General features: G+C 49.1%; 27 protein-coding genes and 1 pseudogene. 19 read left to right on the top strand and 9 right to left on the bottom strand.

The features are described 5' to 3' along the window. The first annotated feature begins 39 nt into the window (after positions 1 to 39). Together BM124_RS05335 and BM124_RS05340 are read left to right on the top strand one after the other, a co-directional pair. Positions 40 to 714, top strand: a complete 675-nt coding sequence (locus BM124_RS05335; RefSeq protein WP_244504244.1) for a FadR/GntR family transcriptional regulator — start codon at positions 40 to 42, stop codon at positions 712 to 714. A 441-nt stretch (positions 715 to 1,155) separates the two neighbouring features. Next, complete coding sequence (locus BM124_RS05340; RefSeq protein WP_212634936.1) at positions 1,156 to 1,530, top strand: pyridoxal-phosphate dependent enzyme; 375 nt, start codon at positions 1,156 to 1,158, stop codon at positions 1,528 to 1,530. Here the strand turns inward: BM124_RS05340 and BM124_RS05345 are convergent. After that, positions 1,515 to 1,667, bottom strand: a pseudogene (locus BM124_RS05345) (SDR family oxidoreductase); the annotation flags it as partial. The gene BM124_RS05340 and the pseudogene BM124_RS05345 overlap by 16 nt on opposite strands. A gap of 76 nt (positions 1,668 to 1,743) precedes the next feature. On the opposite strand from BM124_RS05345, the gene BM124_RS05350 reads away from it, so the two are divergent. Together BM124_RS05350 and BM124_RS05360 are read left to right on the top strand one after the other, a co-directional pair. Next, positions 1,744 to 2,229: a hypothetical protein gene (locus tag BM124_RS05350; RefSeq protein ID WP_093335821.1), complete on the top strand. Its 486-nt coding sequence runs from the start codon at positions 1,744 to 1,746 to the stop codon at positions 2,227 to 2,229. Positions 2,230 to 2,953: 724 nt separating this feature from the next. After that, a complete protein-coding gene (locus tag BM124_RS05360; RefSeq protein ID WP_093335823.1) occupies positions 2,954 to 3,505 on the top strand; it encodes an RNA 2'-phosphotransferase in 552 nt (183 codons plus the stop codon). 71 nt (positions 3,506 to 3,576) lie between these two features. Here BM124_RS05360 and BM124_RS05365 read toward each other — a convergent pair whose 3' ends face one another. The 3 genes from BM124_RS05365 to BM124_RS19145 are packed head-to-tail and all read right to left on the bottom strand — an operon-like array spanning position 3,577 to position 4,181. Beyond that, complete coding sequence (locus BM124_RS05365; RefSeq protein ID WP_093335824.1) at positions 3,577 to 3,756, bottom strand: hypothetical protein; 180 nt, start codon at positions 3,754 to 3,756, stop codon at positions 3,577 to 3,579. 3 nt (positions 3,757 to 3,759) lie between these two features. Beyond that, positions 3,760 to 3,927, bottom strand: a complete 168-nt coding sequence (locus BM124_RS18800; RefSeq protein WP_170840979.1) for a hypothetical protein — start codon at positions 3,925 to 3,927, stop codon at positions 3,760 to 3,762. A gap of 53 nt (positions 3,928 to 3,980) precedes the next feature. Then, on the bottom strand, positions 3,981 to 4,181 hold the full coding sequence (locus BM124_RS19145) for a hypothetical protein (protein WP_093335826.1): 201 nt from the start codon (positions 4,179 to 4,181) through the stop codon (positions 3,981 to 3,983). 692 nt (positions 4,182 to 4,873) lie between these two features. Here BM124_RS19145 and BM124_RS05380 point away from each other — a divergent pair. Continuing rightward, positions 4,874 to 5,611, top strand: coding sequence for an SDR family NAD(P)-dependent oxidoreductase (locus BM124_RS05380; protein ID WP_093335829.1), 738 nt, complete (start codon positions 4,874 to 4,876; stop codon positions 5,609 to 5,611). Between the two features lie 160 nt (positions 5,612 to 5,771). Here BM124_RS05380 and BM124_RS05385 read toward each other — a convergent pair whose 3' ends face one another. The 3 genes from BM124_RS05385 to BM124_RS05395 form a co-directional block, all read right to left on the bottom strand. Continuing rightward, positions 5,772 to 6,311, bottom strand: coding sequence for a GNAT family N-acetyltransferase (locus BM124_RS05385; protein ID WP_093335830.1), 540 nt, complete (start codon positions 6,309 to 6,311; stop codon positions 5,772 to 5,774). 21 nt (positions 6,312 to 6,332) lie between these two features. Continuing rightward, positions 6,333 to 6,758 (bottom strand): hypothetical protein, encoded by a 426-nt coding sequence (locus BM124_RS05390; protein WP_212634937.1) that lies wholly within the window; start codon positions 6,756 to 6,758, stop codon positions 6,333 to 6,335. 72 nt (positions 6,759 to 6,830) lie between these two features. After that, entirely contained in the window at positions 6,831 to 7,022 is a 192-nt protein-coding gene (locus BM124_RS05395; protein WP_093335832.1) for a hypothetical protein, read from the bottom strand. A 293-nt stretch (positions 7,023 to 7,315) separates the two neighbouring features. Here BM124_RS05395 and BM124_RS05400 point away from each other — a divergent pair, with 293 nt between their 5' ends. The 11 genes from BM124_RS05400 (at position 7,316) to BM124_RS05445 (ending at position 17,605) form a co-directional block, all read left to right on the top strand. Next, positions 7,316 to 8,440, top strand: coding sequence for an NADH-dependent flavin oxidoreductase (locus BM124_RS05400; RefSeq protein ID WP_093335833.1), 1,125 nt, complete (start codon positions 7,316 to 7,318; stop codon positions 8,438 to 8,440). Between the two features lie 369 nt (positions 8,441 to 8,809). Next, the gene (locus BM124_RS19680) at positions 8,810 to 9,085 is read left to right on the top strand and encodes a hypothetical protein (RefSeq protein ID WP_425288544.1); all 276 of its coding nucleotides are present in this window, start codon (positions 8,810 to 8,812) and stop codon (positions 9,083 to 9,085) included. Next, complete coding sequence (locus BM124_RS19685; protein WP_425288545.1) at positions 9,067 to 9,324, top strand: hypothetical protein; 258 nt, start codon at positions 9,067 to 9,069, stop codon at positions 9,322 to 9,324. The genes BM124_RS19680 and BM124_RS19685 overlap by 19 nt, the downstream gene beginning before the upstream one ends. A gap of 477 nt (positions 9,325 to 9,801) precedes the next feature. Next, on the top strand, positions 9,802 to 11,121 hold the full coding sequence (locus BM124_RS05410) for an ABC transporter substrate-binding protein (protein WP_093335835.1): 1,320 nt from the start codon (positions 9,802 to 9,804) through the stop codon (positions 11,119 to 11,121). Between the two features lie 75 nt (positions 11,122 to 11,196). Continuing rightward, entirely contained in the window at positions 11,197 to 12,063 is an 867-nt protein-coding gene (locus tag BM124_RS05415; RefSeq protein WP_093335836.1) for a carbohydrate ABC transporter permease, read from the top strand. Next, entirely contained in the window at positions 12,060 to 12,902 is an 843-nt protein-coding gene (locus BM124_RS05420; RefSeq protein WP_093335838.1) for a carbohydrate ABC transporter permease, read from the top strand. Before BM124_RS05415 ends, BM124_RS05420 begins: the two co-directional genes overlap by 4 nt. Before the next feature lie 77 nt (positions 12,903 to 12,979). Further along, entirely contained in the window at positions 12,980 to 13,846 is an 867-nt protein-coding gene (locus tag BM124_RS05425) for a sugar phosphate isomerase/epimerase family protein (protein ID WP_170840981.1), read from the top strand. Next, positions 13,843 to 14,859 (top strand): Gfo/Idh/MocA family protein, encoded by a 1,017-nt coding sequence (locus BM124_RS05430; RefSeq protein WP_093335841.1) that lies wholly within the window; start codon positions 13,843 to 13,845, stop codon positions 14,857 to 14,859. The genes BM124_RS05425 and BM124_RS05430 overlap by 4 nt, the downstream gene beginning before the upstream one ends. Beyond that, positions 14,856 to 15,218 carry a sensory rhodopsin transducer gene (locus tag BM124_RS05435; RefSeq protein ID WP_093335843.1) on the top strand — a complete coding sequence of 121 codons (363 nt, stop codon included), beginning with the start codon at positions 14,856 to 14,858 and terminating at the stop codon, positions 15,216 to 15,218. Before BM124_RS05430 ends, BM124_RS05435 begins: the two co-directional genes overlap by 4 nt. Before the next feature lie 63 nt (positions 15,219 to 15,281). Continuing rightward, on the top strand, positions 15,282 to 16,196 hold the full coding sequence (locus BM124_RS05440) for an AraC family transcriptional regulator (RefSeq protein ID WP_093335844.1): 915 nt from the start codon (positions 15,282 to 15,284) through the stop codon (positions 16,194 to 16,196). 23 nt (positions 16,197 to 16,219) lie between these two features. After that, the gene (locus tag BM124_RS05445) at positions 16,220 to 17,605 is read left to right on the top strand and encodes a sulfatase family protein (protein WP_093335846.1); all 1,386 of its coding nucleotides are present in this window, start codon (positions 16,220 to 16,222) and stop codon (positions 17,603 to 17,605) included. Positions 17,606 to 17,682: 77 nt separating this feature from the next. On the opposite strand, the gene BM124_RS05450 is transcribed toward BM124_RS05445, so the two are convergent. Then, positions 17,683 to 19,068, bottom strand: coding sequence for a sulfatase family protein (locus BM124_RS05450; RefSeq protein ID WP_093335848.1), 1,386 nt, complete (start codon positions 19,066 to 19,068; stop codon positions 17,683 to 17,685). 112 nt (positions 19,069 to 19,180) lie between these two features. After that, on the bottom strand, positions 19,181 to 19,822 hold the full coding sequence (locus BM124_RS05455; RefSeq protein WP_170840982.1) for a YesL family protein: 642 nt from the start codon (positions 19,820 to 19,822) through the stop codon (positions 19,181 to 19,183). A 447-nt stretch (positions 19,823 to 20,269) separates the two neighbouring features. On the opposite strand from BM124_RS05455, the gene BM124_RS05460 reads away from it, so the two are divergent. Genes BM124_RS05460 through pdxA form a run of 3 tightly spaced genes read left to right on the top strand, consistent with a single transcriptional unit; the run spans position 20,270 to position 23,352 of the window. Continuing rightward, positions 20,270 to 21,064, top strand: a complete 795-nt coding sequence (locus BM124_RS05460) for a DeoR/GlpR family DNA-binding transcription regulator (RefSeq protein ID WP_093335851.1) — start codon at positions 20,270 to 20,272, stop codon at positions 21,062 to 21,064. Then, the gene (locus BM124_RS05465; RefSeq protein ID WP_093335852.1) at positions 21,039 to 22,379 is read left to right on the top strand and encodes a four-carbon acid sugar kinase family protein; all 1,341 of its coding nucleotides are present in this window, start codon (positions 21,039 to 21,041) and stop codon (positions 22,377 to 22,379) included. The genes BM124_RS05460 and BM124_RS05465 overlap by 26 nt, the downstream gene beginning before the upstream one ends. Further along, positions 22,342 to 23,352 (top strand): 4-hydroxythreonine-4-phosphate dehydrogenase PdxA, encoded by a 1,011-nt coding sequence (gene pdxA / locus BM124_RS05470; RefSeq protein ID WP_093335854.1) that lies wholly within the window; start codon positions 22,342 to 22,344, stop codon positions 23,350 to 23,352. Before BM124_RS05465 ends, pdxA begins: the two co-directional genes overlap by 38 nt. The last annotated feature ends 1 nt before the right edge of the window (position 23,353 follow it).

The following is a 23,353-nucleotide window of genomic DNA, read 5'->3' on the forward strand; positions in this document are numbered from 1 at the left end:
GGAGGTGTCCAGACAGGAGGGTGTATAAAGGTGAAAACGATGAAAAAAGAACGGCTCTCTGAAATGGCCGCCAAAGAAATAAAAGACTATATTAAAAGAAACGAGCTGCAGAAGGGAGATAAGCTCCCGCCGGTGTCGGAATTAATGGATACCCTCGGCATTGGACGCTCCACTCTTCGCGAAGCTCTGCAGCTATTGGAATCACGTGGTGCGCTGCACGTGTTGAACGGCAAAGGCACCTTTGTGAAAGATATGAAGCCGTTTCACATTCAAACCTCCATCGAAACCGATAATAAAAAACAATTTCTGCTTGAGGCTCTGGAAGTACGGAAAGCACTCGAAGGAAAAGCAGTGGATCTTGCCGTTCTTCACGCGGAGGAAACAGAAATACAACGCATGGAAGATTATTTAAAAGCCTATGTTGAAGCGATTCAGAAGGGGGAACGGGAGAAGGCGAACGCCGCGGACGAAGGATTCCACCAAGTCATTTACGAAGCGGCGGATAACGAGCTGTTAAAAAGTATCATCGATTCGGTGGGAGATAGCTTTCATGAATTCTGGAACGAACCCTTCGGCGTGGAAGACATTTTTGACCAGAGCTACCCTTATCACGAAACCCTGCTGCAGGCGATGAAAGAAAGAAATTCAGAAAAAGCTGCCGAGGCTTTCCAGCAGATTATGGACTCTGTAAGATCCTCGATTAAGAGTTTTTGAATCTAATCAAAACACCTATAGGTTGGCGTTAGAAAGTAAACAGGGATACTGATAAAACGATGCCTTAAAATGCATATATGTCATAGTACATCGTTCAATTGTTAATCTCGCTAAAGATGATTGAGAGTATTTGGAAAAATGTTATCATTCACTTGAGTGATTGATGCGTGCGTCCAAATCATTAACAGTTTAGTGCAGTTTCTTCTTCAGCCATACCATCATTTACTTTTTTTCAGGAAAAAAACTTATTCATGCAGGATATTGTTTGGAATTCGTCCATGTCAGAGTATCAGTGTATTCAATGTAATGCAGTATTTTCTCTTGAAGTAGATATGTTTGAAGCCGGCATGCGCCTGGCACAGCCAACCCGTCAGTGTTAAACCTGTATACAACGAAGCCTGGGCTATGGACCATCTTCTCCCTTTTCATCAGCATATCACAATGGGGGAAGGAGGGACTCCTTTATTGCCGGTGGATTCAGGACAAGCGTCTGTGTACATTAAATTAGAATCCCAAAACCCAACGGGCTTTCATAAAGACCGGATGAGCGCTTATCTAGTTTCCATGGCTAAAAGTCAGAACTATAAGGGTATTGTTATTGCGTCCAGTGGAAATGCTGGATTGTCTATCGCATCTTATGCCGCGTTTGCGTGCATCCCCTGCGTGCTTATTGCTACGAAACAATTAAATCCCGATGCAGCCGGGATAATCGAGCTGCATGATGCAGTAGAGAATTTGATTCGGTTAAAAGAAAGACTGCAGGTCATCCGTCTGCAGTCCAATCTTTTTTATAAAAATATCTATACCCCGGAGTAGGCCATGAATCCGCCATCGACCGGTACGGTGACGCCGGTTATGAATGCGGAATAGGAGGGATCTGCGAGCCACAGCAGCGTGCCGGATAAGTCATCGGACTGCCCGAAGCGGCCCATCGGCGTCTGATTTATGATTTTTTGGAGCGGGGATTCATTTCATCATTTTCATCCATTTTTTGACCTGAGATTTGAAAAACGGCAGGATTCATAAGGGATGGCATGGAATACATGCAAAGCGGAAAAGCGGAGATGCACTGCCTCTGCTTTTTTACTCAGCACCGATGAACAAGAAAGGGGCGGCGTAGTGAAGATATATAGTATTGTGTTATCTGCTTTCCTTGCTCCATTCGTGTTTGCAGCGATGGGAAGCGGCCTGCACAGCCTGCTGCAGCCCGAAGCCAATAGTGCCCTTACGTTTGGATTGCTTCTCGTCTATTCGTTTCCGGTCTTTTTGGTACTGGGGATTCCCATCTCTTTCTGGATCCATAAAGGGACGGCAGCAAAGACTGGCACCAAGGTGCTTCTTCCCACAGGAGCGGGCGCTGCTGCAGGAAGTATCAGCCTGATTTTTGTCTCTGGACAAGTATGGGCCGGAACACTGCTCGGTGCTGACGCAGCACTCGTGTTTGTCCTGCTGCAGGTGCTTATCGAAGTGTTATCGGGGAGACAAAGGAGCACAACAGAACCAAACCGCCGATAAACTCCCCAATGCCGCTGATATATTGAAAAGGCGCCGATATTTCCCATGATACGATAAGCAGTAAGAAAAGAAGGAAGAGAGGTGCCGCAAAACAAACGCTGCGGCAGATCATCCATTATTTCCTGACAAAAAAAGCCGGCGCATAATTTGTCATGCCGGTCATCGCTGTATGTCTGGCTGCTGCCTATGATTTCAAGTCAAGGGGATCTTTCACCGTGAACTGGGAAATAAAACGGCCATCACGAATCAAGGAAAACAGTTGTCTTAAACAAGTGGGAGTATTACTGTAAAGATACAGACATAGTGCAGATGATATGATATAGAAATGAAATATCCTGGAGCGGATGAACACGCTGTGGAAGATATTTTAAAACAAATTTTAAGTGAAGTGAAAGAAATCAAGACCGATATTGGTGAATGAAAAGCGGGGCAGGCAAGACTTGAAGCAGGACAACAGAAATTACAGCAAAACGTCATTGAAAGCCTCGGAACGTATACAGAGAAAATCACGGAACAAGTTGATGACAAAACTGAAGTATTAAATAAAAGAGTATACCACGTTGAATCTGAAATAGAGAGAGTGAGCAGACAGTAGAGAAGGTAAGCTTTGATACTGTCTTTTTTTGAGTTTTTCTCTTGAAGACAGTTTTGAATAAAAGTGTAACTCCCGGTGCCGCCGGTATTCAGGGAGGAACCGCCCCCGCTGATAACAGGAGGATAAAAGATGAAGCAAAAAGAGAAAAAGCGGTACAGCAAGGTGCTGAGTCTCATGCTGCGGCATGAGCCGGAAGCCTTTGAAATTACCCTGGATCATCAAGGATTCACGCCGCTGGAGGACGTGGTGCATGCGCTCCGCCGCAAGGGATCTTTTCCGAGTGCGACGAAAGAAGAGATTCACACCATCGCAGCCGACAGTGACAAACAACGGTTTGAAATCGTGTCCGGCCACATCCGCGCAAGATACGGCCATTCCGTGGATGTGGAGCCCCACGACAAGCAGACGCCTCCCCCGTACCTTCTGCACGGCACGCATGCCGAGGCCCTGCCCGCCATCCGCAGGGAGGGTATCAACCGGAGAAACCGACGCTACGTGCATTTGAGCGAACATGAGGACTTTGCCCAACTCGCCGGACAGCGGCGCGGGCAGGCAGTGCTGCTGACCATCGACACCGCCGCCGCCGAAAAAGCAGGCGTCCCCTTTTTCCGAGCCGGCAGCGGCGTATGGCTGAGCACGAACATCCCGCTGCATTACGTAGTGGAAGAGAAAAGGATGTAATCGCCGTGGCGCCGATATTTCACAGCAAACCGCCGATACAATAAAAAAACATCCAATTTTATTTGGATGTTTTAGCTAAAATCATCTTTTAATTGCCCAATCCATTCTTCAGGGAGATCCGCTTCTTCTTTCGTTTCCGTACGGTTTTGTAAATCATCTAGATTAACGGTTTTTTTAATTACTGGATAGCTGCTTAAATCCCAAAATTTGATTTTTTCCGGATTTTCAATGGACGCTTCCTCTATATTCACCGTTCATCTATTTCCGGTTAAACCTATGAAGAATCCGAGCTTCCACGGGATCTTTTGGGCGGACGGGTCCTTGTCGTAAATTTTTATTCTTGATTTGGCAGTGACCCGGTTTTCAATATCTTTTAGATGAAGAGTGGTCATTGTTTTATCACCTTTTGCATTCTTTGCCATACACGCACGCCCCTCTTGTACAAAGATGATGTGTATAGTGTATGCTGATTATATCATATTTTTCTTACTTTTCCTGTAATCAGAGTCGCTTCGATTTTTTCACCGATTAGATTTGGCTGAACAGATGCAGGTACATTCCAGCAGCTGATAGTGGGGAGCAGAAAATTGCATTTTTCAAAGGAGTTGAAAGGTATGAAAGCATTTGGTTGTGCGGCTTTGGCCACTGTCATTTTATTTTTTGCAACAACATTCATAGTGTCTCCTATCCTATCTAATATAGGGTATGATTCTGCTGCATCCAGCTATCATTTAACGACCCATGCCTTGCTCGTTACACTCATTTTCACTGTTATCTTTTGTACCATCGCCGGGGCCAGGTACATCGTGGAAGAGATTGAAAGGATCATTCATCATAAAAACGAGGAGTAGGGTGCGATGTATACTGTATGACAGAAAAGTTTTTCCCAGGCTGAATCGGAAAATCGTTGAACGCCGATAAAAATCAACATGCCGTTGGGTATCCGCGACAAAGGCGCTGATACAATAGGTTTGCAGATGATTTACTTCTTTACCTTTGCTCTTATTTTTTGAACATGACATAAAAAGCATTCAGGGTAACCATAATCAGGGAACCAGTGAGTACTCCTAAGATAGAGTATATATTGAAATTAAATAATGACCATCCAATGGAACCTCCAATAAAGGAAATGAGGGCATAATAGCTTAGCCGCCACGGAGAGGATTTCCACTTAGAATCTATTCTTTTCACATGCGAAATGAACTTTCTCATATGTTTCATCCTCCCCGAAGTGAAATGATCTTCTCTTTTCAGGATACATGATTACACTGTTCCTGACATCGCTTTGTGGTGTGCCGGCGTGTTATGATGAGGCATAACCAAGTTGCGTAACCTCGTGTCAGAAGGCAGGGTGGAAGGAGAGAAACAATGGCGGATGTAACAAATCAAGTGATTCTTATAACAGGCGCGAATCGTGGTCAGGGAAAAGTGATCGCGGAGCACCTTGCTGCACTGGGGGCCAGAGTAGTGATCGGCGCACGGAATTATGACAGCGCACGTGAGGTGGCGTCGGCGATTGGAGAAGAGCACGCGTATCCGGTGCAGTTGGATGTCACGCAGGAATCCGAGTGGAAAGCGGCAGTGGACGAAGTGGTCAAGACATTCGGTACCATCGATGTGCTCGTCAATAACGCCGGAGCCCTGACGCGCAAACCATTCACGGATCTCACCCCGGATGATTACCAGCACATGATCAATGTGAACCAGCTCGGGGTATTTATGGGGATGCAGGCCGTTACCCCGCATATGGAGAAACAGCAGAAAGGGTCCATCATTAACAATGTATCGGTCTCGGCATTTGCGCCAATCCCTCAATCATCTGCTTACGCGGCGACAAAAGCCTCTGTCGTGGCGATGTCCAAAGCCGCGGCTGTGGAACTGGGGCCAAAAGGTATCCGCGTGAACATGATTCACCCCGGCGGTATCGAGACCGACATGGCTACCGAAGGCAAGGGAGTTCCGGATGCGTACCAATCGGTTCCGCTCGGACGCATCGGCCAGCCGGAGGAAATCGCCAGAGCTGCTGCGTTTCTAGCCTCCGATGAAAGTTCCTACTGCACCGGCACCGAAATTGTCGTCGACGGCGGGATGACGCTGGGAAGCTAGACGTAGCAGCCGGGATTGGAAAGTCGCCGATAAGTTGCGCTGAACCGCCGATAAAATCGGAGCAACCGCCGATTCCACAACCGAAACCGCTGATATATGAAAAAAAAGCGCCGATATCTACAGCGCAGCCGCCGATTGCCCAGCGCGGCTGCGCGTTTTTTCATTCTTCCATAAAAGGCCAGGAGTATTGCACGATGCCGCCCTGTACCTTGTCCAGGGTATGTGCTGTCAGCTCCAGCACCATAAAGGCTTCGGGCGGAACCTTAAACGGCGCTTGAATGTTCCAGTGATCCGCACGCTCGAAGCCGAATTTGGCGTAATATTCCGGGTGCCCGAGCACCACGACTGACGAAAATCCAAGCTCTCCGGCTCGTTTCAGCGCATCACGCATCAACTGCGTGCCGATGCCCTGATTCTGGCGTTCCGGCGCCACCGACACCGGCGCAAGCGCCAGCGAATTCACAGCCGATCCGTTATTCTCAATAGTGATCCGGGAGAGCAGAATGTGACCGACGATGTGCCAGCCGCTGTCGAGCGCCACAAGCGACAGCTCCGGAATGAACGCCTCCGACTCCCTCAGATTCTCAACGAGCACGTGCTCCGTCGGATCGCTGTACACCGCGTCCCCAAACGTTCGGTTCACAAGCGTCTCCGTCGCGCGGTAGTCTGCAGGGGTCTCCTGCCTGATCGTAATATTCATGACCTTTTCTCCTCTGTTTTGTTATTTTAAGAATCTACACACCCAACAACCAAGGCGGGTAGATGGGGGGAAACCATAAAGGCTGTACACCGCTTGAGACGGTACGGGCTTTCTGTACATCAGCCATCCGAACACGGAAGACTTAAATACGACATGAAAATCTGCCCCCAGCTCCAGCTGCACGCGTTCCGTTAATCGTTTCCCTTCTTTATTATGAGCAGTCTCCAGCACCAATCCTCCCGGAACCAGCCGGTCGTCATGGTCCCAATCAATCCATTCCCCGTACCGAAGCACCCAATTCATCAATTCCGTTTTCAATGCTTCGGACAGAGGAAGGTCTTCCAATTCCAGATTACATGAACAACGGTGGCACCACACAGGATCTACGGCAACATCCGCTTCTACTCGTAATTCGGTTATATCATTTTTTTCGCAAAAACAAAGCATGAACAACTCTCCCCGTAAAATTAAAGCCGGTCAATAGAAAGACAATCAAAAAACTTTCCAAAATCATGAGTATTACTTATTTTTGACCTTTTTCGTTATATAGTCAATAAACTGAATCAATGCACCGAAAAGAACAATCCCTGCTATTACCCATATAAAGTAGCGAGGAAAATCATCAGGCGTGCCTTGAGCCAAATAAGTTATTTGATAAATAATTAACAAAGCCAAGCCTATTTTCTCTATGATAATACCCAGTATTCTCATATTAAACCAACCAATCCCGTTCGTAAGCTGATTTTATTTCTAAAAACATTGAAACACATGAAAGGAAAGCCGGCCATATGTAAGCGGTAATTCGATACAGCGATCATTACGACAAAAATCGCAATGATGATCTGTATGTACATGACGGTATCGTCTCTCGCTGAATAGACACTTATCTTACCACCAACCAAGTGCTTTGGTATGTTCTCTGCATTCGGATAGTGATAAGCAGTATGCTCGCGAAGCCCTTTGGCCTCATGCTATAGTTTATTGGCAGAAGGAGGAGATAAACCATGAATGATAAATTCACGCCGCTATTTCAACCATTACCATTGCCGAATGGAGTCACATTAAGAAACCGCTTCGTCCTGGCACCAATGACCCACGTGTCCTCCAACGAAGACGGTACTATTTCTGAACACGAGATCCCGTATATCGAGAAACGGTCGGAGGACGTGGGGCTCGCCATCACTGCAGCAAGCAACGTAACAGCTTTAGGCAAAGCATTCCCCGGGCAGCCGTCCATCGCCAGAGATTCAGACATTGAAGGACTCCGCGAGCAGGCCTCAGCGATGAAAAAAAACGGCGCCAAAGCTGTGGCCCAGATTCACCACGGCGGAGCGCAGTCGCTCCCTTCATTGACCCCGGGCGGCGATGTGGCTGCGCCAAGCGAAATGGAGCTGGCAAGCTTTGGCGAGCCGCAAAAGCATCAGGCCCGTCCTATCACACAAGAAGAAATTGAAGAAACGATCCAGGCGTTTGGGGAAGCCACCAGACGTGCCGCTCAGGCCGGCTTTGACGGCGTGGAAATTCACGGCGCCAACCATTACCTGATTCAGCAGTTTGTCTCCCCATATTATAATCGCCGGGACGATGAATGGGCCGATCCATTTAAATTTCCTCTCGCTGTGGTGAAAGAAGTCACCGACGCAGCGAAAGAGCATGGGGGCGACGATTTCATTGTCGGCTACCGTTTCTCCCCGGAAGAAGCCGAATCCCCGGGAATAACGATGGATGTAACAAAAGAGCTGCTTGATCAATTAGCCGGGCAGCCACTCGACTATTTGCACGTATCCCTGATGGATATTCATTCGGAGACACGGGAAGGTTTGTATGCAGGACAGAAACGGATTCAATTGATCCACGACTGGATTGACGGCCGTGTTCCGTTAATCGGTATTGGCTCCATTTTCACAGCAGAGGACGCGCTAAAGGCTCTTGAGACCGGCACCGAATTAGTCTGCCTCGGACGGGAGCTGCTGCTCGACTATCAGTTTGTCCGGAAAATCCAGGAGGGCCGCGACCAGGAAATCAACGCCACCTTTGATCCAAATGAGCCGACGAAATATCACCTCCCCGAACCGCTATGGGAGCAGCTCTACAACGGATTCTATCCGCTGCCAAGACGTGACGCCTAATCGCTGTGCCTGGACTTAGGATACAGATCAGCTGAAAAATGAAGGAAATGATCCCGGCTGAACATGGTACGCGTAGTTCTTTGCGGCTTCTCACAGGATATTTTCCCGAGGTGTTTTTTTCTCACCTCGTACTGAAATTTTCTTAATAGTAAGTAATTTTTGAACTTCTCAGTCGGCAAAATCAACGTGCCATGTCACTATCAATCAACGGATTCATGCTGTATCAATATAACTGGATAAATACCAATCAAAAGGCAAGGTAATCATGAATACTTCATGTCCATTAATGTGAAAGTATTCACAAATTCACACAATGCGGTATAATAAAAGTATATAAATTGTGAATTTTTCACATAAGAAGGAATGAATATGTTTATCCGTTATTTGAAGGAGTCCATGGTTGCAGCGGTATTGTTTCTGGCGGCCCGCTTATATTTAGGCTGGACGTGGCTCACGTCGGGACTTAGAAAAATCACAGACGGCTTTAACCCCGGCGGATTTCTGCAGGGAGCTGTCGCCGAACCTGTCATGCAGGGTGGAGGAGCGGCCCCGGCCTATCCCTGGTACACAGCCTTCCTGGAACACATCGCTGTTCCAAACGCCGGCGTTTTTGGCTTCCTCGTGATGTGGGGGAAGTGCTGGTAGGTGCCGGCTTGATTGTCGGCTTGTTCACAACCACAGACGCATTCTTCGGCGGTACGATGAACATGGCGTTTCTGCTGGCAGGTACCGTGTCGACCAACCCGATGATGTTGATTCTCGCCATCCTTATCCTCGTTGGAAAAGGAAATGCCGGTACCACCGGACTTGACCGTTTCGTACCTTTCCTAAAAGAAAAAACCGGCCGAAAACCGAAAGAACAGCAAACACCAAAAACAGCGTAACGTTGAAAAAAGCCCTGGAATGAGGGCTTTTTTATTTCGAGGTATCCTGGCTGCCCCGTCTCATGAATACTTCCGGGCATAGAAACACTCATCTGCTTTGTCATGAAAGTGATTGTTTTCTCCAGGGTTTGGCGTGATGGAACATCTTTTCCATCATCTCCGGCATTGGCGCTGGTTCCCTTTGTTAAAAATTGTCCTCATTGACCATGAAAGCCTCTTATGAATGATTTACGATAAAGATAGCCATACAGCACAATGACAAAAAAGGGGGGGAAGGAAGTTCTTTTCGTTTTAAATAAGTTTCTCCTTTGATAGAATCTAAGACCCAAATGAACGATGTATGTTTCAATTGAATTCAGAATTTTCTATCTAAAATAAAGAATCATGTCCATTGTCTATCGGAGTAATCTATTTTTATGAAGGTAAGGAGAGACCGGAATTTTTGAAAGCGCTATCAAATAAAAAGGGGGAAGGACCTTGAAAACATTCTCATGGGTTTCGGTGAGCAGTGCGTTGTTGTTATCGGTTGGGCTGATTGGCTGCAGCGGCGGGGAGTCTTCAAGCAGTGACGGAGGAAGCGGTGGCGGGGATGAACCCGTTGAATTGGAGTTTCTGGTGGCGGATTCGGTGAATACGAGAGGGCTGGAGGCGGTAGCGGAGGCCGCCGAGGAAGAACTGAATATTTCGGTCACTTTTGACATCCGTCCGGGTGGTCCGGAGGGCGAAAATGTGGTGAAAACGAGACTGGCGACCGGCGAAATCGCGGACATGATGATTTATAACGCCGGAGCTCTGCTGGAAACGATCAATCCTACCCGGAACTTCGTGGATTTGTCGGAAGAGCCGTACATGGACAAAATGATGGAAAATTACAAGGAAACGGTCTCTTTCGGGGACGGCGTATACGGGGTGCCGAGCCAGTCGAGCAACGTCGGGGGCTGGCTGTACAATAAAACCATTTACGAAGAGCTTGGGCTGGAGATTCCTGAAACATGGGATGAATTGATGGAGAATATGCAGGCGGTGAAAGATGCCGGTTATACGGCGGCGGTCGGCGCGTTCGACGAGATTTCAAGAACGCAGATTCCGGTGTTGGCGGACTATTATAATGTGCAGAAACTGGCGCCGGACTTCGCGGAAGAATACACGGCCGGTGACGCCAAATTCGCGGACACTCCGGCAGCCCTGCGAAGTTTTGAAAAAGCCTATGAACTGGGCCCTGGCGGCAATGATTTCTATAATGAAGATTTTAATGCGACCACCCATGAACAGGGCATGGCGATGCTTGCCACAGGAGAAGCGGCTCACTTTGCCAACTTATCGAATGTTCTGCCTACCATCGAAGATAACCACCCCAAGCAGGTGGAAAATATCGGTATTTTCCCTCAGCCGGCGGATGGAGAGCATGAACCAGGTTTTACAGTATGGATGCCAAACGCCATCTTAATCAGTCAATCGTCGGAAAACAAGGAAGCGGCCAAGAAATGGGTTGAGTTCTATATGTCGGACGAAGGACAGCGGATTTTCGCCGAGAACTTTGACAGTATCGGACCGTATGTCGTGGAAGGCGTAGAGATACCGGACGATGCGTATGCTGCGGTTAAGCAGATGCAGCCGTACTTTGATGAAGGACGGACAGCGCCGGCCCTGGAGTTTGTGAGCCCGATCAAGGGAGCGAACCTGCCGCAGATTCTGTCTGAAGTCGGAGGAGGCTTCATGTCTCCGGAAGAAGGCGCCGAGATGTATGACCAAGACGCAGAACGGCAGGCGCAGCAGTTAGGCATTGAAGACTGGTAGGAGCATAACCCAGGGAAGAAGCTGCGCTTCCGACGCAAAAGCACGGCTTCTTCCGGATAAAAAGGAGGGGGTCACATGAATGCCAACAATAACCGGATGTATTCCTATTACTTTCTGCTGCCGGCCGGTATTATCTATTTTGTATTCTTTCTGTTTCCGACGTTGATGTCTTTCTTTTACAGCATGACGTGGTGGACCTTGACAGATTGGGAGTTCATCGGTTTTGAAAACTTCATCACCTTTTTTGAAAGTCCGTCGCTTCGGATCGGGTTTCGGAATACATTATTCTTTGCGGGAACCGCTGTGACGGGAAAAGTCATCCTTGGCTTATTGATAGCGGTGTTTCTTACATCCAAAATCAGAAATAAAGATATGCTGCGTTCGATCGTGTTTTTTCCGGTTCTGATCAGTGCCATCGCGGTAGGGGCTACCTTCGGCGTATTAATGCACCCCACCGACGGCATTATCAACAATGGACTCAACCTGATCGGGCTGCCATCCGTGGATTGGCTCGGCAATCCGAATCTGGCGATCTTTTCGGTCGCCTTCACCGATATCTGGCGCGGCGTCGGCATTGCCACTGTCATATTTATCGCGGGTATCATGGCCATTCCCGGCGATTATAAAGAAGCATTGAAAATAGACGGAGGGAACACCTTCCAGGAATTCCGGCACATCATCCTTCCTTTATCACGTCCGGCGATGAATACTGTCATCATTCTCGCTCTGATTGATGGACTTCGGAATTTCGACCTTGTCTGGGCGATGACAGGAGGAGGACCCGGTTTCAGCTCGGATGTCCTGGCTTCGATTATTTATAAACAGTACGCCAGCGGGTTCTACGGACTGGCTACCGCAGGGAATGTCATCTTATTTTTCTTCGTGGCGTGTATCGCATTTCCTGTCTTCAAATTTATTAATCGAAAAGAGGTGGACCTATGAGCGCAAAAAGAGAAAAAAGAAGCAAACGGACGCTGGCTGCCGAAATCGCGGGTACGCTGGTGGCTCTTTTATTCTTCGGCGTCCCGGCTTACTTCGTACTGATCAACTCCATGAAAACGTCAACGGAAGCCGCCCGGCTGGAGCTGGGGTGGCCAAATTCCTTTGAATTTCTCGCCAACTACGGCGAAGTGATTACTGCCAATGACGGCAGGCTGCTGCTTGCCTTCTTCAACAGCGCGGTGATCACTGTGTTTACCATCCTTTTACTGATCATCGTCTGTTCGATGGCGGCATTTGTTTTGGCGCGGCGGCAGGGGATGGCGAAACATCTGAACTATTTGGTGCTGGTTGGGCTCATGATACCGCCGGCGATTGTTCCTACAATATGGGTGCTGCAGGGACTGGGGCTTTTTAAAACGTTTCCCGGCATCATTTTTCTGGAGACGGCGCTGCGGTTCTCGTTTGCCTGTATTCTGTACAGGGCGTTTGTGGCGACGATTCCAAAAGAACTGGATGAAGCGGCGCTCATTGACGGTTGCGGACCGCTGCGTCTGTTCTTTCAGATTATTTTCCCGCTGCTCAAACCCGTTACGTCCACCATTATTGTGCTGTCGTCGATTCAGGTGTACAACGACTTCGAGAATATGTTGTATTTCTTCCCGGGCTCGGAGAATGCCACGGTGCAGCTGACGCTGTATAACTATACCGGGTTGTTTGGAACGTCGTACAACTTGCTGTTTGCCAATGTCATCTTGATTTGTATTCCGATGCTGATTCTGTTCATTTTCTTCAATAAACGTATTGTATCGGGAATGACCGCCGGTGCGGTCAAAGGGTGAGAAGACGTCCGTATCAGGCTGTATAGACACTGCGGCTGGCGGGATAAACCATGTACCCCCGGCAGAATGATTTTATAATGAAAGCGAGAACAAAAAAAGAAAAGGGAGAGATCAGGATGAAGCTTGGTGTGAATACGGTATTATTTGGAGGATACGATGTAAAAACAGCGGTGGAGCATATCGCTTTCAGCGGTTATGACGGCTTGGAACTGGCTTCAATCGCGGGCATGGCGGAGCATCTGACGGATACCGCCACGGATCAGGATCTGACAGAGATCCGGAAAATGGCGGAGGAAGCGGAACTGGACCTGTACTGCATCGAAGCGGCGACGGATATTTTACAGCCGGAAAACCGTGAACGTACCAAAAGGGTGTTCGAACGGGCGGCCAAACTCGGCATTCCCATGGTGACTACGGGAAGCTCCGGGGCATCGGATGACGAAGCGGAAACCGAAGCGTCCCTGCGCGCCATTGAAGAACTGGCCGGAGCTGCGCAGGATGCAGGAATTCGTTATGCGCTGAAATTGCACTACGGACAGAGCATATATAATACGAAGACGGCGCTGCGGCTGATGAAGGAAGTAAGAAATCCGGCGCTCGGGTTGAATGTGGATGCAACCCATGTCGGCCGGGTCGGAGACGATCCGGTGGAGGCCATCGACGCGCTGCAGGATCATATCATTCACACCCACATCCGGGACACCTTTATCGAGCAGCTGAAAATCGCCCCTCCGGAATACCAGATTGCAGGAAGAGGATCGGTGCCGCTCAAAGATGTTGTCGATAAGATGGTGGAAACGAAATACGACGGAGCGGTGGTGCTTGAAATCATCGGCGCCAACGCATACAGCCTGCCGAAAGCCGCGGCCATCGCCGCCGAAAGCAGGGGGTACTTGGGCAGACTGTTCGAAGAATCCATGGAGAGAAAGGACGTGGCACGATGATCAGGGTTGCTGTCGTAGGAGTTAACAATATAGGAAACGTTCACTGCCGGTATTACAGTCAGAATCCCGATGCGGAGCTGACCGCCGTATGCGATATCGTGGAGGAACGCGCGCAGGCCGCGGCGGATCAGTACGGCGGCAAAGCGTATACAGACATGCTGACGATGCTGGACCAGGAAGACATAGACATCGTAAGCATCGCGACAGCCGGGGAAGAGAACGGCGGCGATCACTACGGACCGGCTGTGACAGCCATCGAAGCGGGAAAAGATGTGCTCGTGGAAAAGCCAATCTCCAATGATATAGACAAAGCACGGGACCTCGTCCGTCTGGCTGAAGAGCGGAATGTACGGCTTGCGAGCAATTTAAACCACCGTTTTGTGCCGGCGGCGTATAAAGGCAGAGAGCTCATCGACGAAGGACAACTCGGGACGCTCCTGTTTTTGAACATGAAGCTGACCATCGGCAATCCAAAAGAAACAAGTCCCTGGTTTCACCTGCGTGCGCTTCATCCACACTCGATTGATGTGATGCGCTATTTCGGCGGGGATATTAAACGGGTGCAGTCCTTTATGACCAAAGCACCCGGCCGCAATATCTGGTCGACGGCTTCGATCAACCTTGAATTTGCAAGCGGCGCGGTCGGACATTTAACGGGGAGCTATGACATGGCCGCGCGCCACCCGATTGAATACTGCGAGGCGGCGGGAAACAAAGGCCGGTTTGTGATTGATAATGTCTATGAAAATATGACGTTCTATCCACATCATAAAGATGAATTGACGGTGCTCCGCAACTCGATCATGACAGGGGTTGGCAGCTTCCAGGAGACATTCAAAAACAGGCTGGATGATTTTGTGAGGCAGGTAAAAGAAGGCGCGTCCCCCCGGGATATAGAAGCTTCCGGCGCCCACGCATTAGCCGGTCAGGAAGTGATAGAAGCCGCGATCCGTTCCCAGATTGAAAACGGCGCGGTGGTGGAAGTGCCGGGAATTCAAGGAGGTGGACAATGACTGGAAAGCAAAAATGGCTCATTCCCGACGGTTTTTTACAGCCCCAAAGCTCCGGAGACCAGGTCAGCCATGAAGCGGTCTGTGTGCTGAACCTGGAAGAGGAGTCCGCCTTGATCCGTCTCACTTTCTATTTTGAAGACCGTGATCCGATGGAAGATTTCACAGCGGAATGCCCGGGAAGACGCACCCACCATATCCGGCTGGATCAACTCACCGACGACAGTGGGTGCGGGGTGCCGCGAAACGTTCCGTACGCCGTCGAAGTGGACAGTTCCGTGCCTGTGATTGTCCAGCACAGCCGTCTGGACACCTCCCAGGAGCCGTTGGCGTTATGTACAACGATGGCCTATTCCGGTTAACCTGCTTGAGATTCCATGTACAAACAGTGGCTCCGGTTATGATGAAGAAGGGTGGAATGAACCATGAAGCAGCTGAAAAGCAGTCAATTTATGAACGAAAAACATTTTCCTTTCTGGATTGATTTCAAGGTTCATACCGAGGAGAATATTCCTCCCGTTCACGTTCATGATTTCATTGAATTGGTATATGTCACGCATGGTAAAGCCGAGCACATCTTCGAAGGAAAACGGTATGAAGTATGCGCGGGGGATGTGTTCATCGTAAACCCCGGCGAGGTTCATACGTATAACCTGATTGCCGGAAAAGAGCTCGGCATCATCAATTGTTTGTTTCTGTCCACGCTTATTGATGACATCTGGCTCAGCAACCTGGGCGTTTCCGAGGCGATGGATTATTTTTATATCCACCCGTTTTTGAACCAGAAGGAACGGTTCCATCACTGCCTTAACCTGCGGGGTACGTGCGCGGATACGATTTACGTCCAATTTGAAAAAATGGCGGAAGAGTTCAACAGTCAAAAAGAGGGCTACGCCACGTTGATCCGTCTGCAGCTCGTGCAGATGCTGATGGAGCTCTCGAGAATTTACCGGCAGCAGCAGAGTTATACCAGACACTGGAAGGTCCCGCATGAAGAGCGGAAAGTTCTCGTGCAGCGGATCTGGGGGTATCTTGAACGCCATTTTGATCAAAAGCTGACCCTCGCCGGTTTGTCGGCTCTGTACAATATCAGCTCGCGCCATTTAAACAGGGTATTTAAAGCCGAAACCGGGCAGACGGTCATAGAAGCGGTGCATCATATCCGTATCAAACGGGCGAAGGTCCTGCTGTCGGAAACACCGGACAAGGTAATCTGCATCGCCATGGATGTGGGGTATGAAGACCCTGCTTTCTTCACCCGGCTGTTTACACGCCAGGTCGGGTGCTCCCCGGGAAAATACCGGGAGCTGAGCACAAAAACCCTACAGGAAGCGGAATAAAACGAAGGGACGTGTAAGGTGTTATGAACAAACCAAACGTTATTATTTTAGGTATCGACAGCCTGCGGCGCGATTATATGAGCTGTTACGCCCACCACCACCAGACGACACCCCATATCGATAAGTTTGCCGAAGAAGGGGTGTTGTTTGAACATCATTTCAGTCCGAGCATTCCGACCACGCCCGCGTATGCGAACATGTTGATGGGCGGTGACTGCTTTGACACCAACGTCGTCGGGCTCCGTCACCAGGGGCCGATCGGCGGGGATGAAGATAAGAAGACCCTGGCCGAAATTCTCGGGAACCAAGGGTATCAGACGACGTGTGTCGGGTTCACCAACAACCCGTCCTCGAGAGGATTTCAGCATTATCTCGATTATGAAGCATGGCAGCCCGACGAGACGGGAAGGTGCCCGAAAGCCGAATATTTAAACGAGGTGGCCATCCCGGAATTGAAGCGGCTCGAACAGGACGACGACCCTTTTTTCCTGTTTCTCCGGCACATGGATCCCCATTCTCCCTATCTGCCGCCGCGACCGTTTGAGCGGATGTTCTACGACCGGGATGAAAAGGATCCTTCCAACACGTCGATGGAACCGGTGTATCAGTTCAAGCCCCATGCCGACTTTCTCGCCTCATGGATCCCGGACGGGGTGACGGATGAGCAGTACGTCTCGGCGCAGTATGAAGGAGCGGTCGCCTATATGGACGCCTGCATTCAGAACATTTTTCAGACCGTGAAAGACCTGGGCATTGAAGAAGAGACCCTGGTTGTCGTGACGTCGGACCACGGGGAAACGCTCTACGAACACGAGTGTTACTTTGATCATCACGGAACCTATGACAACTGCCTGATGGTTCCTCTTATCGTAAAATACCCGGGAGTCCTGCCGGCCGGAAAGAGAATAACCGATGTGAGCCTGATTGAAGATCTGATGCCGACGATCCTCGATGTGCTTGGCATCGAAGACACGAATAACGGCACCGGTCGGAACCTGGCCGGGCTGATGGAAGGGAAAGAGGTGCCCGCGGTGTCTGAATTCTACATTACGGAATGCACCTGGATGAGAAAGCACGGATGGCGCACGCAGGAGTGGAAACTGATTCAGGCGCTCGAACCCGATTTTCATTTTAAACCGATGACCGAATTGTACAATCTGGTGAAAGACCCCGGGGAGAATCATAACCTGGCGGCGGAGGAGCCGGACATCGTACAGCTGCTGCAGGAGCGGATGGAAGCGCATATCCGCCGGCGGGAGCAGGAGACCGGCCTCGTGAATCCGATGTACACCAACACCAACTATCACGGGTTGGGCGGCGGACCGTTCACAACCTCCCAGGAAGCCTACGACAACCTGTATCTCGGCTCCATCACCAACGCCAGATCCCTCCAGGCTAAAGATAAATAATGAAAAAACCGCATCCCCGCTGCTGCCGCAGGGGATGCGGTTTTTTGGCCGTATATGTGCCGGCGCGTAGTACCTGGTTACAATCTGTCTTTGGAGGGGTTCTGCCGCCATTCCTCCCAGGTGAGGCCGGCCTCGTTCAGAATCTTTTCTATCCGTTTTCGAAATGGGAGGCCTTCGCCGCGCAGCTGTGTCATCATGGGATCCTCCCGCCCCTGTAGCAGCCGCTGGATCTCTTCGTCCAACTCGGCGTCGAACCGGGCGGCAAGCTCATGCTCCTGTTCAGCGAGATTGATGCGTTCCTCCGGATCGTCCCGCAGGTCATACAGCTCCCGCGGCGGACGATCGAACGGGCCGCTGTCTTCGGTTCGGATGTATTTATAGCGCGTGGTCCGGATGCCGCGCGCGGCCTGCCAGGCGCACTCACTGAGATACACCCGCGGGCTGGTTCCGTTCTCCTGTCCCAGAATGGACGGCCATAAGCTAGCGCCATCTATGTGATCCGGAGCGGGGGGTACCTCCAGCGCATCCGGACTTTTCCCGATGGCTTCAAGAAGCGTCGGCATAATATCCAGCTGGGTGACAAGACCGCTGACCCGCCGGCCTTCTGGTATGTGCCCCGGCCACCGCATGATGAGCGGAATCCGGACCGTCGTATCGTAAAGCCCGCAGTGATCCCAGTAAATATCATGTTCGGTCAAGCTCTCCCCGTGATCGCCGAAAAGAATCAGCAGGGTCTCATCCTTGATGCCGAGATAATCAAGATAATCATCCAGTTCCTTGATTTTATCATCCAGGTACCGGACTTCCGCGTCATACAGTGCATTCACGTAATCCGCATCGGTCACCGGACCAATCAGGTCAAAATGATGGTGTTTGAAAAAAGGATACGCCATATGATTGTAGGCAGGTTCCATGCTCTGATTAGCCGGATCATACGGATCCCTGCCTGTATCATAGAACAGCTCTTTGTATTCATCCGGCGGCAGGTAGGGCGTATGAGGATCCCAGTAATGCAAAAACAGGAAAAAATCCTCGTCCTGATGCTCCCGGAGCCACGGTTTGGCGAGCTCGTTCACCGTACTCCCGTCAATCCAGCGCGTACTGCCGGAACTATTAATGTAATGCCGGAACCCGCGCGCGAACCACTCTTTCAGCTGATATAAATTATCCACGGCCCCGGTCGTAAAACCGGAGGAATGGAGCATCGACGGCAGCCACGCCACCGTTTTCGGAAGGTAGGTCATGGTCGAACCATGCGACACGATACCGGTACGAAGCCCGGTTTTCCCGGTGAAAATGGACGTATGAACCGCTTCGGTCGGAATATCGGTCGCAAATGCCTGCTCAAACAACACACCTTCCGACGCGATGGCATCAAGATGCGGACTCGTCGGAAGCGGACAGCCGTAACTGCCCAGCCGGTCGGCACGAAGGGAATCCATGGAAATCATTATTATTTTCACGATAGCAGCCCCCAACTTGTTTCGCGTTTCGTTAAAGTATATCGCGGGTTTCTATGAAGCATCGATACGTATCCAGCCAGAAACATGGTCCATCCCGCCACCGTCCCGGAGATCAGCCCGCTTTCGACGCAGGAAGCTGCTTTTCTTTTTTACGTTCAATGTTAGAGAAAGCGATTTCAGAAGACCACATGAGAAGAAACGCCGATGCGCTGGCCCCAAACACCGGCAGAAGCCCCGGCAGATACATTACGAGAAGGTACATAATAAAAATCCCTGCGATGGTCATCAACGTCGAAAGAGGGGAGACAAGCATAACGAGAAACGACGTCTTCACGATGGACAGGATCCCCGCGTCATGACGTATGGATACCGGAAACATGTATAACATCGTCAGCACATACATCGTGGAAACGAGAAGCAGCACATACTGAAGCACATACACCGCCGGACCATCGATTTGTTGGATCAACAGAAAATAAAGGTACAGCGCCGCGCCTGTCACGACGATCAGGAAGCCGAGCACGTTGCTTTGGACGAAGTTCGTCTTATAGCCGCGCCAGAACGTCCGAAAGACAGAGAAATCCGTCTCTCCACGCAGCCACCTTTCCGCGACGGAGAGCGTTGCCCGCGCTGCGGGGAAGACTCCGAACACGATAAGACCGGTCATCGTAAAAACCACCCACAGCACATTCAAATAGGCAAACCGCAGCACCCACTCCGGAACCCGCAGGAGTCCGTATCCCATGGATGACATAGCATCTCCTCCTCCATCGTGATATACCTCCATTGTACCAAAGGGAAGCAATTTTCGGAATATTTTATGTAAGCCTTTTCTTTTAGGATGAAGAATCAACGGAAAAAACCGAATCGCTGCACGTAGGAATCCGGCTGTCTCATTCTTCTATTAAAGGCTCGAAGTACTGTACCGTTCCGTGCACTCCGTCCAGGATATGTTCCGTCAGTTTCACCACTGTCGTGCCACCCTCAATAGTGATCCGGGAGAGCAAATGCCCGCAAAGCGGAAAGATGCTGTATCCATAAAGAACTGTCCTGTATCTCACAAACTGATTTATACGATAGAAGAGAAAGTACGGCTTTCATTAGATTAATGTTCGATTTAAACATAATTCATTGACAAAATTGTTTTAATAAAACAAAATGTACTTGCATAATGATAAAAACAAACAAAGGGAGAAGAATCGTGAACGTAGATGAACGAAGAGCAAAAATTATTGAGGTGTTAAATCAGAAGAAAAGACTGGATATCGAGAACCTTACCGATTTTTTTGATGTATCGACGATGACCATCCGCCGGGACTTGGCTCAATTAGAAAAGGATGGCGAAATCATCCGTACCCACGGTGGCGCTGTTACAACAGATAGTGAAAAAGAAGAGACCCCCTACCTTCAAAAAGAGAGTGCCAATAAGGAAGAGAAAAAAGCAATTGCTTCCAAAGCAGCGGGAATGGTTCATCCTCATGCCACCATTATTCTTGATTCCGGTACTACAACGCTGGAACTGGCGAAGTGTCTAAAGGAAAAAGAGAATCTCAGAATTATTACCAATGATATTCTTATAGCTGCTGAACTACTCTACAGCCCTGTCGATGTCATTGTGGCAGGCGGCGAACTGCAGAGAGAGGTTGGGGCGATGTTCGGTACGTATACCCAGGATCTGATAGCATCTTTGCATGTTGATCAGTTTTTTCTTGGTGCACATTCCGTAGATACAGCAGGTGTTACAGCCCCGACACTGGAAAAGGCTCGAATCAAACAGCTCATGATGGAGTCGGCTGCCGAAACATGGCTTCTGGCAGATTCCAGTAAATTTGGCCAAAAGTCGTTTGCTCATGTCAGCACCTTGAATAAACTGGATGGGATTATGTCAGATAATGGTTTGCACAATACAGAAACCATTGATTTGTACCACGAGAATGTAATGCTTGTTGATGGTAAAAGGGGGTGGGAGGATGAAGATTGGAATGATCGCCGATGATTTAACGGGGGCGAATGCCTCCGGAGTTCGATTATCTAAACAAGGTTTCCGAACGTCGACCATCATGTACAGTGCTGGTATTCCGGAAGAATCGTATGATGCCATTATAATGGATACAGACAGTAGATACATGGAAGAGAACAGAGCAAAACATCGGGTTCAAACTGCTCTTGCTGAACTTGATTCATGGGAAGCGGAAGTGTTGTCCAAACGAATGGACAGTACACTGCGTGGAAATGTCGGCGCGGAAATCGATACCATTCTACAGCAGAAAAATAATGCAGTTGCTGTCATAGCTCCTTCGTTTCCGGATTCCTCAAGGATTGTTTCAGGAGGCTACATGCTGGTTGAGAATGTCGCTTTAGAAAATACAGATGTGGCTGCCGATCCTGTAAAGCCGTTAACCCAATCCTGGGTTCCCGGCATTATAGCAAATCAAAGCAATTATAAGGTCGATTCTATCTATTTGGATGATGTATTAAAGTCAGCAGAACACGCCACCAAGGTATTAACAGACAAAATAAACAATGGGGCACGCATTATATGTTGTGATGCTGTTTCGAATAAGGATATAGAAACAATAGCAGAAGCCATGAAAAACATTGACGGCCCTTTTCTTTTTCCTGTTGATCCAGGACCGTTGACGGCAAATTATGTGAAACAGCTTTCTCACAAAAAATCTCCCGGTAAGAATCCCATTTTGGCATTTGTCGGCAGTGCCACAGCTATAACAGGAAGGCAGTTGGAGTACGTTACAGAAAAAATGGAAGTTCAAGTAATACATGCAGATGCAGAGATGCTTGCAAGCTACACGGATACGTGGGTAGAAGAAGTAGAACGTGTAACTGCCCAAGCCGGCCGGCAGCTGCACACCAGTGACATTTTAATCATCACAACCCATAAACCAGGGTTTGGCTTGATCGATTTAAAAAAACAATCGTCAAAGGAAGGCTACAGCGAAGACGCACTCGCGAAGCGAATAGCTGATGGGCTGGGTAACATCTTCAGAAAAATTCTTCAGGACAATAATCTGCCAAAAACAGCCTGTTTTTCCAGCGGAGGTGATGTAACGGCTTCTATCTGTGCTTTTGCCCGGGCAAACGGCATAGAGCTGAAAGATGAGGTTCTTCCCCTTGCCGCCTTTGGACAACTGACTGGAGGATATTTTCACGGCCTGCCTGTTATCACTAAAGGGGGAATGATAGGAGATGATACGGCCATGTACAAATCGCTGAAATTTTTACAGTCCACACTAATGAATGGAGGAGGAATCAACTATGATAGAGAAAGCAGCAATTGCTATACCAATGGGTGATCCAGCCGGTATAGGACCTGAAATAACAGTGAAGGCATTAAGTCAAAAAGATGTTTATGAAGCAGGAAAGCCGTTCGTTATTGGTCAGACAGATATTTTGCAAAAGGCTGTGGATGTAACCGGGGCAGATCTTGAACTTAATGAAATAAGGGATCCGGCAGAAGCAAATTGCCAGTTTGGACAAATCGATGTCATCGACTTGAACCATGTGGATTCGTCATCCTGGAAATACGGAGAAGTGCAGGCTCAATGTGGATGGGCAGCTTATGAGTATATAAAAAAAGCGGTAGAGCTTGCCAAGGATAAAAAAGCGGATGTGATTGCCACCACTCCAATTAACAAGGAGTCTCTAAGGGAAGCAGAGGTTCCGCATATTGGTCATACCGAAATGCTTGCTGATATGACAGATATCAACGATCCGCTCACTATGTTTGAAGTGCACAATCTTCGTATATTCTTCCTGACCCGGCATTTATCATTGAAAGATGCGATTGATCAAATGACCTCAGAACGAATATATGATTATCTGAAACGATGTGATAATGCATTGAAGCGAATAGGTGTGGAAAACAGAAAGATAGCCGTTGCAGGGTTGAATCCTCACAGCGGAGAAAACGGACTGTTCGGCACAGAAGAGGTAGATGAAATAGTACCTGGACTTGAAAAAGCAAAACAGGATGGATTGGATGTAGAAGGTCCGGTTCCTGCAGATTCTGTGTTTCATCAGGCCCTGCAGGGAAAATATGATGCAGTCCTCTCGCTGTATCACGATCAGGGCCATATCGCAGCCAAAATGACTGATTTTGAGAGAACGATCTCCATTACTAATGATCTTCCGTTTCTACGTACTTCTGTTGACCACGGAACAGCTTTTGACATCGCGGGGGAAGGCACAGCAAGTTCGGTGAGCATGGAAGAATGTATTAAGCTGGCAGCTAAATATGCTCCGCATTTCAAAAGCGCAACAGTGTAAC

This window comes from Salibacterium halotolerans, assembly GCF_900115625.1.
GTDB classification, from domain to species: Bacteria; Bacillota; Bacilli; order Bacillales; family Marinococcaceae; genus Salibacterium; species Salibacterium halotolerans.

Coding starts and splice junctions, on each gene's coding strand:
- BM124_RS05335 (WP_244504244.1), top strand. CDS start 40: ATGAAAAAAGAACGGCTCTCTGAAATGGCCGCCAAAGAAATAAAAGAC.
- BM124_RS05340 (WP_212634936.1), top strand. CDS start 1,156: ATGGGGGAAGGAGGGACTCCTTTATTGCCGGTGGATTCAGGACAAGCG.
- BM124_RS05350 (WP_093335821.1), top strand. CDS start 1,744: ATGGCATGGAATACATGCAAAGCGGAAAAGCGGAGATGCACTGCCTCT.
- BM124_RS05360 (WP_093335823.1), top strand. CDS start 2,954: ATGAAGCAAAAAGAGAAAAAGCGGTACAGCAAGGTGCTGAGTCTCATG.
- BM124_RS18800 (WP_170840979.1), bottom strand. CDS start 3,927: ATGGCAAAGAATGCAAAAGGTGATAAAACAATGACCACTCTTCATCTA.
- BM124_RS19145 (WP_093335826.1), bottom strand. CDS start 4,181: ATGAATGTTGTTGCAAAAAATAAAATGACAGTGGCCAAAGCCGCACAA.
- BM124_RS05380 (WP_093335829.1), top strand. CDS start 4,874: ATGGCGGATGTAACAAATCAAGTGATTCTTATAACAGGCGCGAATCGT.
- BM124_RS05385 (WP_093335830.1), bottom strand. CDS start 6,311: ATGAATATTACGATCAGGCAGGAGACCCCTGCAGACTACCGCGCGACG.
- BM124_RS05390 (WP_212634937.1), bottom strand. CDS start 6,758: ATGCTTTGTTTTTGCGAAAAAAATGATATAACCGAATTACGAGTAGAA.
- BM124_RS05395 (WP_093335832.1), bottom strand. CDS start 7,022: ATGAGAATACTGGGTATTATCATAGAGAAAATAGGCTTGGCTTTGTTA.
- BM124_RS05400 (WP_093335833.1), top strand. CDS start 7,316: ATGAATGATAAATTCACGCCGCTATTTCAACCATTACCATTGCCGAAT.
- BM124_RS19680 (WP_425288544.1), top strand. CDS start 8,810: ATGTTTATCCGTTATTTGAAGGAGTCCATGGTTGCAGCGGTATTGTTT.
- BM124_RS05415 (WP_093335836.1), top strand. CDS start 11,197: ATGAATGCCAACAATAACCGGATGTATTCCTATTACTTTCTGCTGCCG.
- BM124_RS05420 (WP_093335838.1), top strand. CDS start 12,060: ATGAGCGCAAAAAGAGAAAAAAGAAGCAAACGGACGCTGGCTGCCGAA.
- BM124_RS05425 (WP_170840981.1), top strand. CDS start 12,980: ATGAAAGCGAGAACAAAAAAAGAAAAGGGAGAGATCAGGATGAAGCTT.
- BM124_RS05430 (WP_093335841.1), top strand. CDS start 13,843: ATGATCAGGGTTGCTGTCGTAGGAGTTAACAATATAGGAAACGTTCAC.
- BM124_RS05435 (WP_093335843.1), top strand. CDS start 14,856: ATGACTGGAAAGCAAAAATGGCTCATTCCCGACGGTTTTTTACAGCCC.
- BM124_RS05440 (WP_093335844.1), top strand. CDS start 15,282: ATGAAGCAGCTGAAAAGCAGTCAATTTATGAACGAAAAACATTTTCCT.
- BM124_RS05445 (WP_093335846.1), top strand. CDS start 16,220: ATGAACAAACCAAACGTTATTATTTTAGGTATCGACAGCCTGCGGCGC.
- BM124_RS05455 (WP_170840982.1), bottom strand. CDS start 19,822: ATGTCATCCATGGGATACGGACTCCTGCGGGTTCCGGAGTGGGTGCTG.
- BM124_RS05465 (WP_093335852.1), top strand. CDS start 21,039: ATGAAGATTGGAATGATCGCCGATGATTTAACGGGGGCGAATGCCTCC.
- pdxA (WP_093335854.1), top strand. CDS start 22,342: ATGATAGAGAAAGCAGCAATTGCTATACCAATGGGTGATCCAGCCGGT.